General features: G+C 58.4%; 11 protein-coding genes. 2 read left to right on the top strand and 9 right to left on the bottom strand.

What is annotated here, in order from left to right; translation table 11 throughout:
* Position 1: 1 nt before the first annotated feature.
* The 9 genes from ACSVIE_RS18695 to ACSVIE_RS18735 all read right to left on the bottom strand — a co-directional run bounded on the left by ACSVIE_RS18695 (position 2) and on the right by ACSVIE_RS18735 (position 11,382).
* Positions 2–2,623 (bottom strand): glycosyltransferase, encoded by a 2,622-nt coding sequence (locus ACSVIE_RS18695; protein ID WP_442424808.1) that lies wholly within the window; start codon positions 2,621–2,623, stop codon positions 2–4.
* A gap of 53 nt (positions 2,624–2,676) precedes the next feature.
* Complete coding sequence (locus ACSVIE_RS18700; RefSeq protein WP_442424809.1) at positions 2,677–3,036, bottom strand: hypothetical protein; 360 nt, start codon at positions 3,034–3,036, stop codon at positions 2,677–2,679.
* Between the two features lie 38 nt (positions 3,037–3,074).
* Positions 3,075–4,373 carry a UDP-N-acetyl-D-mannosamine dehydrogenase gene (gene wecC, locus ACSVIE_RS18705; RefSeq protein ID WP_442424810.1) on the bottom strand — a complete coding sequence of 433 codons (1,299 nt, stop codon included), beginning with the start codon at positions 4,371–4,373 and terminating at the stop codon, positions 3,075–3,077.
* Positions 4,374–4,389: 16 nt separating this feature from the next.
* A complete protein-coding gene (locus ACSVIE_RS18710) occupies positions 4,390–6,066 on the bottom strand; it encodes a glycosyltransferase family protein (RefSeq protein WP_426003820.1) in 1,677 nt (558 codons plus the stop codon).
* A 217-nt stretch (positions 6,067–6,283) separates the two neighbouring features.
* Positions 6,284–7,075, bottom strand: a complete 792-nt coding sequence (locus ACSVIE_RS18715) for an ABC transporter ATP-binding protein (protein ID WP_442424835.1) — start codon at positions 7,073–7,075, stop codon at positions 6,284–6,286.
* 88 nt (positions 7,076–7,163) lie between these two features.
* Entirely contained in the window at positions 7,164–8,051 is an 888-nt protein-coding gene (locus ACSVIE_RS18720) for an ABC transporter permease (protein ID WP_426003822.1), read from the bottom strand.
* Positions 8,051–9,262 (bottom strand): glycosyltransferase family 4 protein, encoded by a 1,212-nt coding sequence (locus ACSVIE_RS18725; RefSeq protein ID WP_426003823.1) that lies wholly within the window; start codon positions 9,260–9,262, stop codon positions 8,051–8,053. Before ACSVIE_RS18725 ends, ACSVIE_RS18720 begins: the two co-directional genes overlap by 1 nt.
* Before the next feature lie 536 nt (positions 9,263–9,798).
* Positions 9,799–11,016: a glycosyltransferase family 4 protein gene (locus ACSVIE_RS18730; protein ID WP_426003824.1), complete on the bottom strand. Its 1,218-nt coding sequence runs from the start codon at positions 11,014–11,016 to the stop codon at positions 9,799–9,801.
* Between the two features lie 66 nt (positions 11,017–11,082).
* Entirely contained in the window at positions 11,083–11,382 is a 300-nt protein-coding gene (locus tag ACSVIE_RS18735) for a hypothetical protein (RefSeq protein ID WP_442424811.1), read from the bottom strand.
* Positions 11,383–12,091: 709 nt separating this feature from the next.
* Here ACSVIE_RS18735 and ACSVIE_RS18740 point away from each other — a divergent pair.
* Both ACSVIE_RS18740 and ACSVIE_RS18745 read left to right on the top strand, forming a co-directional pair.
* Positions 12,092–13,666: a hypothetical protein gene (locus tag ACSVIE_RS18740; protein ID WP_442424812.1), complete on the top strand. Its 1,575-nt coding sequence runs from the start codon at positions 12,092–12,094 to the stop codon at positions 13,664–13,666.
* Positions 13,667–13,746: 80 nt separating this feature from the next.
* Positions 13,747–14,826 carry an LCP family protein gene (locus ACSVIE_RS18745; RefSeq protein ID WP_442424813.1) on the top strand — a complete coding sequence of 360 codons (1,080 nt, stop codon included), beginning with the start codon at positions 13,747–13,749 and terminating at the stop codon, positions 14,824–14,826.
* Positions 14,827–15,115 lie beyond the last annotated feature (289 nt).

Genomic DNA, 15,115 nt, shown 5'->3' on the forward strand with positions numbered 1-15,115 from the left:
TTTAACTTCGGGCTGGGATAAGTGTCGAGGTGTCGCCGTCCATGATCGCCGACACCTCGGCGTCCTCCCAATTTATCGGCTCGTAGAGCCGTCCCAGTTGCTTGACCAAATCAATGCATTCGGCAAGCTCAGACTCCGGAACAAGCCTGAGCTTGCGGACGAACCAGTGCTTCATGAAAGTTTGGGCCCGCGTCGCCTTGTAGTCAGGCATCAGCCCGGTTTCCTCAAGCCACGCGGCACGTGCTGTCTCCAGCGGCAGATACTTTCGGAAGAACTTAGGTCCGACCGAGTTCACAACAGAATTCTCGACTGCGCCGTAGTAGATGTGAATCGGCACCTCAAGGACGTCAACTCTGCGAGCGTAGTGAACCAATTGCTGGAAGAAGAAGGAGTCTTGGCCCAGTGCCCCCACCGGCTGCTCAAGACCCAGCTCCTTCAGCCACTCGGTGTTGAGCACGACAGCCTGGATACTCATGGGATAGAAGTCCAGCCTCTGGGTGAGGCTTGACGAGCCATCGCCCGTTTCGGCCATTGCCAGTCCACGCCCCACTTTGCGCGAGTTGTGGAACATCTTCACTCCGTCGGAGTATCTCAGCATGTCCCCCACGACCATGTCCAGAGATTCGCGGGCTGCAAGTTCCACGAGCTTCGCGTAACCATCACAGACGGCTTCATTGTCGGGATCCAGGTACGTTACCCAGGGCGCCGTCGCCAGCTCCAAGCCTTTGTTCCTCGGCCTTGATGCACTCCCCGAACCCGTATCGCCAAACTTGAAAACGGACACGTGGTTATATCGGGCCGCCAGTTCGTCGAGTATCTGATGCGTACGCAGGTCAGTCGATCCATCGTCCACCAGGATGATCTCCATCCGAGTGAATATGGACGACCGTTCGAGCGACCTCACGCACTTGTTGAGGAGGAACGGGCCGTTGTTATGGACGGGGACAATGACTGAGAGAAGCGGCTCGGACGCTCCGGTGACCCCATTGCTAACCAGCGGGAAGGACTCCGTACCCCTGCCAATGCCAAGAGGATCCAACACATAGCCGTTACCCTCGATGGACCCGCCACCCAAGTAAGAGGAGCCCGCGTCGGAGTCAAGCCAGACGGCTCCTGCGGAAGGAGCAGCCATGGTGGCCCACGACTCGTGCTCCGGCAAAGGACTTCCGGAACCAACACCCTGAACAGACTTCATGACGAAATCAACGTCGGCGTACTTGAAGGCGTTCACGAGATCCTCGAAGTACGTTGGAGCGTATCTGAATTGATCCGACAGGGGCACGGCGATATCGAAACTCCGGCGGGTATCACTTAATTGATCCCGACTTACAACTTCGATGTCCTTCAGCGTTTGCTGCTGCACCGTCTGTTTCAACTCATCCGAGGCCGTATCCAATACCGCACAAACGCGGGGCTTTCCGCTGCCTTCCAAAATTCCAGCGGCCTTAAGGATGTCTGCCATCCGATCATGGGCAAGATGATCGGTATAAGCCCGACGAAGACCTTCCATCTGAACTTCGTAAAGATCCAAGGCAGACATCCCATCCAAAACCGCACGGACGTCAGTACTTGTCTGAGCGGTAAAGACATTCGGGAACCTGTTGTTGACACCCAGGTTGTAGTTGGACAAGACCATGGAGCCCATGGCCTGAAGCTCTACTACCCGGTTTGCATACATTGAAGAGCTTGCGATTACCGAATTCAGGTTGATGTTGAAGTCGGAAATCCGTTGGAGCTTCAAAAGCAGGTCATGCTCAACGGCAGGCGCCACGTGCTGAAGGTATTCTTCCGGGTAAAAATACCGGCTGTTGGCAAGCGACCAGTTCCGATCAAAAATCACGAGGTTCCGCGACGATTCAAGGACACCATCGAAGATAGCCTTGGCTGATGCCCGGCGCTCGGGATAGCGCTGGGTGTGCCATGATCCGGCGAAAAGCACGTCCGATAGGCGACGTCTCCTGGAGTAGACCGGAGAGTGATGGTGCGGATTTACTCCAAAGCTCAGTACTTGTACGGAAGTGGCATCGGGGCAGTCCCTTTCGTAGTCGGGGACGCTTTCTGCTGCGCAGGTGAAGACATGGTCGGCTGCCTGCGCAATGCTCAGAAACTGGTTGTAGTTGGGTGGGTCCTCTTTGGAGTAGAAAGCAATTGGGGTGCCTTTCGCCCTGAAGTAAGGGACGACCTCCTCAAGAAGGAAGTGTCGCCTCTTGGAGCCCTGCGTGGCGAGGCCTTTCCACTCACCGTCAAGTCCCCGCCAGGTACTGGCAATGAGCAGCAGTCCTGCCTCGGCAGCAATCTCCTGGTAATTTTCGGGAGTTACGTATAGAAGCCGGGCTGTTGAATCAAAGCTCTTGTAGAGAAATTCATCTGCGATGACAGCGACATCAGCAGCATGGGGCTTGAGGCTTCTGGACCCCAGCGAAGCGGGAATCGCATCCAAAATTGGACGAAGGTCATCCAGGTAGCCCTGGAGGTGTGACTCATTTCGGCGCGCCAGATACTTCTTGTGGGTGGCAGCGGGCAGGACAGGATCTCCTGCGAGTACAGAGTCCACATAGAATTTCGAGGTATAGAAACCCTGCCGGGAGTCGGACCCCAAGTGGCTGTACTCAAGTTCCTGCAAGCGCTTCTTAACGCGCCAAAGGCGATCGTTCTCGCGAATCACCGATTCCCCCATTATCCTTTTCGTCCTCCGCGGCGCCAGCCGCGGCGCCAATATTTCAACTGCAGGGCACCGAGAAAGGAATTCGACAATGCCGTGAGTTTGCTTTGCACATCACCCAACTGCCTGTCACGCTCGGCAAGCAGCTTCTCAGTGGCAGCATATTTCTTTCGGTACATATCAAGTTTAAGACGGGTCGCATACAGCTCTTGGCTGAACTTCCGCCTTTCAGCTACCACAGAGGCCATCCCTATTTCCCGCTCATACGCGTCCTGCAGTTCAGCCTGTAGTTTTGCGATTTGGGCCTCGTGGGCCAGTGCCGCGCGGGTAATGCCCCGCCGGATTTGCTCAATATCGCTGGTGTTGCGGTCCATGAAGTAGTGATTCTTCCTCTGCGGTAGCCGAAATACCGCTAGTTAACGGCGGGGACTGCGGCGGGCGTGGCCTGCGTCAGCGCGTCAGGTCCCCAGATGCCCCGGGAATCAATGACCGTCTTGCCGGCGTAGGCAGCGGGAGAGATGGACTTGAATTCATCGTGGTCGACCAGGACGACGATGACGTCTGCCTGGGCGATAGCTTCCTCCGTGCCAACGAGTTCAACGTTGGCGCGGTCCTTCAGTGCCTTCGGCAGGGCCTCGACGTGCGGCTCCACAACAAGGAGCTTGGCGGCGGGAAGCTGTTCAGCCAGATCAGCAGCAATGCCGATGGACGGCGACTCGCGCAGGTCATCGATGTTGGCTTTGAAGGCCAGGCCAAGGGTTGCGATGACCGGTGCGGCACCGGCTTCTTCAGCGGCCTTGCGGGCCTTTGCTACTACCCATTCCGGCTTGGAGTCGTTGGTGACTCGGGCTTGGCGAATGAGCTGGGCTTCCTCGGGAGCGGCGGCAACGATGAACCACGGATCCACGGCGATGCAGTGGCCGCCCACGCCCGGACCCGGCTGAAGGATGTTGACACGGGGGTGGTGGTTGGCCAGTCGGATCAGCTCCCAAACATCAATGCCCAGCTTGTCGCTGATGATGGAGAGCTCGTTGGCGAACGCGATATTCACGTCGCGGTAGGAGTTTTCCACGAGTTTGGCCATTTCGGCCGTGACATCGTCGGTGACCAGGATTTCACCCTGGCAGAAGACAGCGTAGAGGTCCTTGGCAAGTTCGGCTGCTACGGGGGTAACGCCACCAACAATGCGGTCGTTCGTGACCAGTTCGATCATCACGCGGCCCGGAAGAACACGCTCGGGGCAGTGGGCGAAGTGGATCACGGGAGCACCGTTGGCTCCGTCGAGGGACAGGTCCGGGCGGAGCGCCAGAATGTAGTCGGCCAGGTGGCGGGTTGCACGCGGAGGGGAGGTGGACTCCAGAATGACCAGTTCATCGCCCTTTAGCTGCGGAGCGATTCCGCGTGCAGCGGCCTCGATGTAGCTGAGGTCTGCAGAGTGGTCTGCGCGGAACGGGGTGGGGACGGCAACGATGTAAGCCTCGGCGGCCGGAGTCTCGGTGGTGGCGCGCAGGTGTCCCTGGCTAACAGCACCGGCAACGTGAACGCCCAGGTCAGGTTCAACGAAAGGAACCTCTCCGCGGTTCACGGCGTCCACCGTGTTCTGGTTTACGTCCACACCCACGACGTTGATGCCGTTGGTTGCCAGGATGGCCGCGGTAGGCAGACCAATGTATCCAAGGCCAATAACGGCCACTGTCTTGATGTTTGTCATTATTTTCCCCTTTTAGTTAAACAGTGATGTGTTCTTTGGGGGCACCAAAGAATTTTATTTCGCCGGAAGCGGCAAGTTCTTCATCCGAGATATCCCACGTGTGCCCGTCACCTTTTCGGTACTGGCAGAAGTTGAAGCGGTCAGCGGAGTATATGGAACCGCCGGCCGTTGTAACGGCCTTCAGGAAAGCAGTGTCCTCTCCCCTGTTCAGCGGTTCAAAAGGATGGGCTTCGAAGACCTCGCGGCGGGCGGTAATGGTGGGCCCCATGACGAACCGCGTCTGGCGGTGTTCCATATGGGGGATCCTCAGCATAGTGGCGTTGGTCGAAGCGAAGTACATGTAATGCGCCTGCTTGCCCACCACGTCTGCCTTCGAATAATCGAGTGCGTGCAGGAGATCCACCAAGTACCGGGGGCCGTAGTAGTCGTCGTCGTCCATTTTGGTCAGTACCTGACCCGTTGATGCGGCTACGCAGCGGTTAAGACACTCACCGAGCGTGACGTCCCTTGTGGCCGTCAACAACGTGAACCGGCTCACTCCGTGCTTATGCGCAAGTTCCTGTACCTGGCTCTCCGGCACCTCAAACCCGTGCGTCAGGAGAACCAACTCGACGTCCACATCTGTCTGGCTGGCGACAGTTGAAAAGACGTGCTCCAGCTGGTGCGGCCGGATGGTGGGTACCAAGGCACTGACTGTGGGAAGGTCAACCCTCCGGACCCGCCCGGGAAGGACCGAGGCAACCACAGTCTCAGCACGGTGTGCGTAGGTATGTTCGCTCCAGATACGCCTCTGTCCCCGATGAACGACCCGGTCATTAAGCTCGGAACTGCGGGCGAGCATGCGGATTTGGCTCTCAGCCTGTTCGCGGGACCCCGCTACATAGACCTGATCGGCGTCAAAGAAGTGTGGGATTGCCGCGCTGGGCGTTGATACAACGGGCGTCCCGGAGGCTGTGATCTCGAAGATCCTCCGGGCACACATGCTCGGAGAATCAACAACTGAGTTCACGTTGAGGAACACCTTGTAGGCCCGGTAGGCACTCAACATCTTGGCATAGTCAAGACTGCCAACAACGTGTTCGTTAAACGGAACCGGGAATTGGTAATTTGAGTCGCCACCCAACTGGCGCGAGAAGATTTCGAGCTTCGGTCCAGATCGGGCAGAGGCATCCCGCGCGGCATGCAGCAGGATGTCCATCTGCTGCCGGCGTTCCGGATACTTGTGCGCGAAATACATTCCGGCGAAGGCAACTCCACGGGCATGATGGGTTTGGCCCACACGCACGGGATTATGGATCGCCGGTTGTGCAGCAAACGGAAGCACAGCCACACGGTCGTGGCCCAAGTCCGCCCGGTATGACGGAATGCGGTCCGAGTCGCTGGTGAAAACAGCATCAAACTCCCGGGCAGCCGGGAGGAAGTCGGCGTAATGCGGCGGGTCTTCTTTGTTCCAGAACACCGTGGGGATACCGTGGCTGCGGCACCACGCCATCAGGTCAAGAAAGTCCTGCTTGGGTCCGGAGGTACCCATGAGCTGGTACTTCCAGGAACCTTGGTTCCCGTTCCACGCGGACTCCACGAAAAGGAAGTCGATTCTGGTCTCTTTGAGTTGCTGGCGCCACGAGTCCTTTTTTAACTGGACCAGGTTCCATTCAAAAGAGAAGGCTGCGATGGAGAAGTCGTCCAAGATCACGCCTACAGTCAGGTCGTCCCGCCTAGGACCCCGGTCCGGAACCCGGTGGGGCGCAAATGTGGGGACGCTTCCCTCCGTGCGGGGCTGTGTCGCAGCCCCCTTGGCACCGTTTATGCGCTTCTCAATTTTTTGCCGTCTCCGCCACTCCAGGACTTGAGTGGGGCCGCCCTGCCTGAAATGCCAGACGGCCTTCCGAATATCACTGATCAAAAGAATCTCAACGCCCTTCCATGCGGCGCCCACTGGCCCGTTCCAACACCCGCGTAGCTACAAGATTTGCCCGTGCTTCTTCCCTGATCCTGGCTGCGGTCAGGTTATTGCCCCTTGACAAATTCGATGAGAAATCCCGGTAAATTCCTGTGGTTTCATCCGGCAGGCCATCCATGATGAGCTCCCCCTTGTCCAACCAAATCACACGGCTGCACATGTCCCGGATGGTGTCCAGCCCGTGACTGACGATGAAGACGCAGCCCGCCTGTGCACGAAGCTCGTCCATCCGGGCCTTGCTTCGGTTATTGAACTGGGCGTCGCCGGTGTTGAGAGCCTCGTCAACCAAAAGGATCTCCGGATTAACCGACGCGGCGATCGCGAACCGCAATCTTGAGGCCATACCGGATGAATAGGACTTCATCGGAAGGTAGATGGCCGAATCCAAGCCGGAAACGGCAACGATACTGTCAAACTGGGCGTCTATCTGCTCCATGCTCATACCCATGGCCAGGCAGCCCAGTACCACGTTCTGATCACCTGACAATTCCGGAACCAGGGCCGCATTCACGCCCAGGAGGACAGGGGTGCTCGAGGCATAAACGGCACCATGCGTTGGCGCAACCTGGCCACTGATGAGCTTCATGATAGTGCTCTTGCCGGAGCCGTTGCGGCCGATGATGCCCACCGATTCGCCGCGCTCCACAACCAAGGAGATTTCCTTAAGCGCACTGACGGTCACAAGATTCGGACGCTCCAGGACCCTCTTGATCCTGTTCCTTAAACCTTTTCCCTTGGGCATTGTCCTGCCCTCGGAGGATGGAACTCTGTACGTCATCCTCACTTTGTCGATGACGACGCAGGGTGGGCCGTCCAGGAAGACCGCTTGATCAATCGCGACCATACGTTTCCTCCCCCTTCCAGAAGAAGACGAAACCGACCAAAAGCACTCCCAGGGCAACAACGCCAAGGCTGGCCCACGACTCCCAGGCGGGCAAACGGTTGTAGAGAACGCAACTGCGCACGATGTCGATGACGTTGAACAGGGGGTTGAACTTCATGATTGCCAGCAACGTGGGGTCGCTTACGAAACGTTCGTATGAATAGAAGACGGCCGAACCGTACATCCATGCCCTGATCATGAATGGAAGCAAGTGGGTGACGTCATGCAGCCGCGAGATGATTCTCGCAAGGATCATCCCCAGTCCGAGGTTGAAGACGCCCTGCAGGAAAACTGCAGGAATGATGAGAAGCCACATCAAGCTGATGGTTTCCGCAGGGGGAATAACGACGACCAGCAGCAACATGCCAAGTATCAGGGGTACTGACGACAACAACTCGCGGATGTTGGCACCCAAAGGCAGGGCTGCCCGGGGAAAGTTGAACGCCTGGACGACCGACTTCCCGTTACGTATGGAGCGCGCGCCGGAAGTAATGGCTCCGGCGCTGAACTGAAAGAGGAAGACGCCCACCACCAGATAGCCGACGAAGTTTTCAATTCCACGGCTGGTCTGAAGCAGGAGGCCAAAAATCACGTAATAGGTCAGCCCATTAAAGACCGGATTTAGCAGCAACCAAGCACTGCCAAGGCGGTCCTTGCGGGTACCGCTCTGAACCCTGGCCCGGGCATCGTAGAAGATGAACTGGCGGTAGTCCCACAGTTGAACCAAGTAGTCCAGGAATCCCGGCCGGGACCCAACCCGGGAGAGCTTTCGAATGTCCACCGACATCGGCTGAATAGCCGCCGGCGGCGGAAGCTTGGCCTTTCTCGCCGACATCAGCCTGCCTTCCTTACGTTCTTCGATGCCAAAAATTCATATGCACTGCCGTAGGCCGCGGCGTTTGCGCTCCATGTCCGCGTCGCCAACACGAACTGCCTGCCGGCAGCACCCAAACGCTCGCGCTGCTCCTCGTCCTCAAGCAGTTCCCGCAAGGTTTCAGCCAGTTCGTCTGGATTCTCCGCATCCACCAGCCGTCCGTGGACTCCGTCATGCACTATCTCGCTCAAAGCTTCCAAGCGGCTGGCGACCACCGGACGCGCGCAGGCCAAGGCTTCGACAGGCTTGAGGGGTGTCACAGATCGCGTGACGGGAAGGTCTTTGCGGGGCACTACAAAAACATCCAAAGCCATGTGGTACATCCGGGCGGTTTCCGGCTTGACACGTCCTGTGAAGATGGTCCTTTCGACCAGTCCCAGGCGTCTTACCTGGTCTTGCAGGGCCGGAGCGGCAGCGCCCTCCCCTACCAAGACCAACGTCAACTCTGGCAGCCGCGGCGCAAGCAATGCAAATGCTGTGACGAGGTCATCCAGGCCCTCGTAATCTACCAGGCTGCTTACTGTGCCGATGTACTTTCGATGAGGTTCGAGCCCCAAAGCCAGCCGCGCTTCCGCGTGTTGCAGAGGCTCCTGAAGGTATGCCCCGCCCACTGCGTTCGGGCTGATGTGGATTTTCGCTTCCGGTATCCCAGCGTCCATAATGTTTTGCTTCATGGACTGGCCCAGGGTAAATACAAGATCCGCTGCTGCCATGGTTTCCGCTTCACGGTCAAGAAAAAGCTTGTACCGTTCACTGGTCCTTGCACCGGGACCCCTGCTGGAAGCCCACGTATCGGCCAGCTGTCCCCTGACTTCATATACCCACGGCACATTGATAGAGTCAGCAACTTCACGGGCAACCAGGCCATTGACGAAGTGCGTCGTGGTATGGATGATGCCTGGCCGAAAGTCGCGGGCTATCCCCAAGAGCAGTTCTGCTTGCTGCTGCAATCGTCCGTCCATCGACTTTGCCAGACGCTGTGGCAACAGCCGTTGATAACGAACGCCGTCGACGACGTCACTTGCCTGGGCGGTAAGGACACCGACCTGGACCGGATAACCTACGCGGGTAACAGCCAAGGTGTCCCAGCCGGCGTCGTGCTGGGCCGTTAAAATCGAATGAGTGCGGCGCGCGTACCCGCTTGCCGTGTGGGGAACCGAGTTGGTCAGCAAGTGCAAGACTCTGCGATGGCCTGGCGTGGCTGGTTCCTTTGGCAGGGTGGGTCGCCACCCCTGAAAGACACGGAGCTCGGATTCGAGGCGACGCTTCTGCTTGGCCATATCGCCGCCACGGCTTTCCAAAGCGCCCACAGCGCCTGTCATATCTCCGTCGTACCACTTACGGCGTGCCACGGTAGCGGCCGCTCGGCTGCTGTTTGCCGCAAGCGGCAGCAAAGAATCGGCCAGCTCAGGCTGACCAGCAGCCAGCGCCGCTTCCGCAGCCCTTCGGGCCCTCCCTGCCGATACTTCCTGGTCCAACGTAAGGTGCAACCGCCGTGACACCGCCGCAGAGTCTCCGGCCGCGTGGCTGGCCAGAACCAGCAGCGGATGCGTGGACCGGGGAGCCGAATCCGATATCAGCCTGGCAATTGGGCGCACCAACCGGGAAGGGAGCCTTCGGCTGACCTGGAGTCCAAGAACGAAGGGCGCCTCCGTCAAGTGGTCGGAAACAGTGGCCGCCGCCATCGACATGTTCCGGATGAACTGCCTCATGCGGCCTTCCTCTTGGTCGGCGCCGGAGCATTCCTGCGCACCAACGAAGAGATCATATCCATGTAGTTGAGCGCCAACTGAGCGTAATCGGCATTGTTCCGTACCCACTCCCGGCCGCTCTTGCCCGCTGCTAAACGTGAGCGGTCGAGGGCCAGCTCCCGCCACAACTGGGCCACAGCTTCCGGATTTGACGCAACCACGTCACCTCCCCCGGCATCCAGAATGATGCGCTCAGCTTCACCCTTGACAATCGCGGTCACGTGTCGCCCTATCGCCAACACCTCGTAGGTCTTAGAAGGAACGGTGGTTTCGAAGGATTTCCAGTCATCCCGCAAAGAAACGATGCACGTGTCCGCTTCACGGTACTTGTCCACAACCGCCGTCCCGTGCAGGGAGGGGTAAAAGCTCACAGGAGCATCCAGCTCACGGGCCAGCTTCACCAGTTGGGGACGGTTTGTTCCATGCCCCACCAGCGTCAAGTGGAAGCCCTCACCAAGCAATGCGCTGGCACGGATCAAGACTTCAAGACGCTGGCTCTTGCCGTGGTTTCCCAAGTACAGAGCGTGGAAGATTTCCCGGTCCATGGCCGGGGGTTCGAGAAAGGGTATTGCTTCAAGGTCCAAACCATTACTGACCGTCTCCACGTTGCGGAGGCCTCGTGTCCGCAGGGTCTCGGCGAAGCCCTGAGTGACGGTCACAATCAAGTCGGCGCGATGCTGGACGAATTCCACTGCCCGCTCCACCACACTCTTGACACTGCCCTGGACGAGGCGGGCGTCCCTGGCCAGATCCGGCCAGGCGTCCCGCATCTCAACGATGAACGGCACTCCATGCAGCCGTGAGAGTACGTAGCCGGCTGCGAGAGTGGGCAGGCTCGGAGCTGTAGCCACGATAGCGTCGGGCTTGTTCCGACCCAATCCAAGCGGGACGGACATCACCGCGGAAAATGTCTGGTCCAGAAGTCGTGCAACTGTTGAGGTTCCAAGGTGGCGCAGATAAGGAACACGCCGGATGATTTCGCCGTGCGGTCCTTTCTGGTGCGAGAACGCAATCCCGGCTTCGCGGCGGGGAAGATTCCGGCGTCCATTGGGATAGTGCGCCACCGGAGTGACGACATCCACGTCCCACCCTGCCTTGAGGAATTCCCGGGACAGTGAAGACCACCGGCGCTGCGGCGGACTATGTTCGGGCCAGTATGAATGGGTGAGGAGCATGAGTCGCAATGGACGTGCATCAGGGGCAGTCTCAGCGTTCTCCCTTTTGAGGGAACTTTTCATAAGCTACTTGCCGTTGAGACGGGAGCCGCGCATACCCTTGGAACGCAAGGCGCGGAAGTATGCCAGGCCCAGCAAAACCAGAACCAGGACTGTGAGGCCCTGCACGATGGGGTTATTCTCGGCCACTGGTGCCAAGGCGACCTTCAATGGCCCAGTGATGTCTGCGTTGGCAAGGGGAACGGCAGCTGTTCGTGTCTGCGCTGGTGTCGGTGTAGGAGTCACAGTTGGCTCCGCAGGTACTGCTGAAGCGGATTCCGCGGCAACGTCCGGGATAACCGCGTAGCTCTCAACAGGCTGTTCCATTGGAACGGCAGGCACAGGCGCTGAAGACGGGCTTGGCGCGGGAGGAACTTCTACCGCAGGCACCGTGGGCTCAACCACTGGGGGAGCAACAGGAGCCGGTGCGGGCGCTGGCTGTTCAACCGGAGGCTGGACAGGAGGTTGTGAGGGTGCAGGCTCCAACGGTGTTGGGTCGGGGGCCGGCTGAACGACTGGCGGCAGGACCACTCCGGGAAGACTGGGCTGCGGTTCCGGAGTCGGGGATGCAGTTGTATCCGGTGCCGGACCGGTCTCTGTGGCCACCGCGGGTTGAGCTCCCAGAAACCCGAGAATCCCCAGCATCAAGACCAACACTGCGGTCTGAACACGCTTGATTCCGGTACCCAACTTCCCCCCTGTTACTACTAGTTCGAGGCATGTTCCGGCCTCGTCGGCAAGCCAACCGCCAGAGTCAGGACGGCAGGGAGCCGTCCATCACGCTAGGGCGGCCCGGATTAGTTTATCGTATGGACGGAGTCACGTCGTTCCGGGCCGCTCCATGCCTGACCACTTGACGCAGTTCCCGGCGAGGATGGTGCAGGCCTACTGATATCGTCGTCTTGCCGATAACCCCACCTAGGAAGTCATGACGCTGCCGAGAGTATCCGGAGTACCCAAGAGACAGCGCCCGGGACATGTTTGGGTTTGGTACGCAGTTGTTCCCCTGGTTGCCGCAGTTCTTCTGGTTATTGGGTTGAACGCAGTCGATTTCGATTCCAAGCCTTCTCCTAAGGAGACGCCACGGCCGGCGCCGTATCCCATCAGCGGATACTTCATCTCGTCGACTTCCGACGACGCGAGGAATCTTCAGAAGTTAAGGGACGTCAAGGCGGTTGGTGGCGACACCGTCATCACCTTCGGCAACTCATTGGTGCCCACTCCGGCAGAGTCACTCCCGGCAGACTGCATAGTCAATGGCGACAGCTGCGCCGGCGCCCTGGGTTCCACCATGAAAATCAATAAGTTCTTCACCTTCTCGGACGGGGGCCAATGGGGAGAGACGGCCCTGAAGTGTCCGCAGGACCGGAGCGTTGACAGCAGGGGAAAGACCTACACCATCCTGGCTTTTCCAACGGAAGGCGAAGGTTGCCGCTCCCCCACCAACACTTACGACGTCGTAGTCGCAGGGGGTAGCCGAACTACTGCCAAAGATCCCACCGTTTCCCTGGGCCACGCCGCATCCGAGCTCGACATGCAGTTCTATGCCGGAATGCCGGCTCCTGTGAAAAGAAGTGACATTGAGTACCTCCCGGATCTCAGTTACAGCAGCACTTTGAAGCGCTTCACTGAACGCTTCCTCGAGTATCAGGCGGCAAAGAACGATGTCCCAGGGCTGGCTGGCTTCTATCACCACTTGGAGATGCCGGTGAGTGACAACGCCTTTTTCGAGCCGATCCTGTCCGTCTATACGATGCAGAATGAGGCGATTCACCGGGTCCTCCCTACACGTTCTGCGCTCATTAGCCCATACATAGAAGCGCGACGCGATTCAGCCAGCATCACCCCGCAGAACGCTCGGGCAGGAATTCGAAAGATTGCGGCCACTGCTCGCGGGCTGGAACTCAACATAGCCATCCAGGACGGCATGGGCACAGGCAAAGGTGCGGCCTTCCTTGAAGCTGATGCGACGGCGCCAGTGGATGAGTACGCTGCCAGCATCGTCGGCAAAGGAACCTGGAAACAGAGATACATCGCCCCCAATAAGGACTACTTTGATGCCGCCGCGGCCGGGATACGCGGCACGGGCGCTAATCTCTGGGCAAATCTTGAAGGCATGGCCCCGGCTGTCGCCTCCAACGATTGTGATGGAAGCTTGCGGGGTCAAACCACATTGGCCAGGATCGACAGCCAGCTTCAGCAACTGGGTAAGGCCCGGAAGGTCATCTCCTACATGTGGGATCCGTATTTCACCTGTGAAAGCCAAAACGCCCCGCTGAAAGACCAGCTTGCTGATGGATTTCACGCATCCCTGATTACCGACACGGTGTTTGATGCAGATGCAGGAAAAGTTTACATATCCGGCTTTAATCTCGCCGGACAAGGTTTTCAGGTCGAGTGGACGCTGAAGGACGGTTCAAAACAGCGGCAACATGTCGGGAAGGCAAGCTCCGCTGAAAGTACGGACGGCAGCAAAGATGCCAACCCTCGTCTTGAGACAGTCACGCTGGACGTCGGGCCGACAAGCCTGCAAACAAGCAACTCCTACATCGTCAGCCTTGGGGAAAATCCGCAACTGCCTGGCGGCGCAGCCTCACCTCAAGACGGCTGAAGGCCGTACAGCACCTCCGGCGAGGCTATCCAGCGGAGCTTGGTAGAATCATCACTGCTGATGCCGACACCAAGGAACATATGACGCTCCCGACAGAAATCGAAAATGCCGAGCCAGAGTCGCGACCTCGGCGTCAGAAGAACCCCAAGAAAACCGCGAGAAACGTGCTGCTTGGATTTGCCGCCGTTGTACTCATTGCAGGCATAATTGGCGGTGCTTATATCTACAACCTGGCGCAGACATTCAATTCCGGTACAACTAAGATTGATTCTGCATTCCCGGAAGAGTCACTGAGGCCACAAAAAACAGAGCCGACCAACGGCGCAGCCGCTCCCATGAACATCCTGGTGATGGGCAGCGACACACGAGGCTCGGCCGAGTTGGACGTCGACACTTCGGCATCGACGGATCAGCGGGCCGACACGCTGATGCTGGTGCATATTCCCGCAGACCGCAAAAACGTTTACGCCGTTTCCCTCATGCGTGACCTGTGGGTGAACATCCCTGGAAAGGGCGAGTCCAAAATCAACAGCGCGCTGGCCCTCGGCGGCGTGCCTCTGATGGTTCAGACAGTTGAATCGCTCTTCCAACAGCGGATTGACCATGTGGCCATGGTTGATTTTGAAGGGTTCAAGGGTCTTACTGATGCCTTGGGCGGGGTCGAGGTTGACGTGAAGATACCGTTTGCGCCTGCGTCCGGCCCGATGAAAGGGCATTACTACGCTGCCGGAAAGCAAACCCTTAATGGTGACGAGGCACTGGCATTCGTCCGCGAGCGCAAGTCCTTCAGCGACGGCGACTACCAGCGTGTCCGCAACCAGCAGACCTACATGGAGGCGATTATCAGCAAGACGATCGCCCGGGAGACACTTACCAACCCGGTCACGGTGAACAGCATGGTCACAGCCGTTTCGCCCTACATCAGCGTGGACAAGAGTTTCGATGCTGCAGCGATCGGAAACCTTGCGGTTGGGCTCAGGGATCTGCGGGCCAGCGACACCGTGATGTTCACTCTTCCGACCCTCGGTACTGGCACTTCCGTGGATGGCCAATCGATCGTCGTTGCCGACACCGGTGCGATCTCCGAAATAGCCGATGCCTTGGGCAAAGACCAACTTGGAGCGTACGTCACGGCGCACGCCCTCGAAAAAGGCAACTGACGCCAACCGCAAGCCCCTGACTGAAGACCATTCTTCGGTCAGGGGCTTCGTTTTGTTCTTTTCGCAGTGTTTACCGGCAATTCTATTGTTTAGCTCCAATACCGGACTGTACCGTGAGCACCACCACGAAATTCGTGTACAACTTCTGGGGAGAGAAATACATGAAACGCACTTTGGTCGCATTAGCTGGTGCCGTGACACTTGCACTGACAGGCTCTGCTGTCCCGGCATTCGCCGCCATCACGCCGTCGCAGGTCACCACCGGCTTCACTGGTTCCGCTTATGGGTC

The sequence above is a fragment of the Paenarthrobacter sp. NCHU4564 genome, assembly GCF_052156435.1.
Taxonomy (GTDB): Bacteria; Actinomycetota; Actinomycetes; order Actinomycetales; family Micrococcaceae; genus Arthrobacter.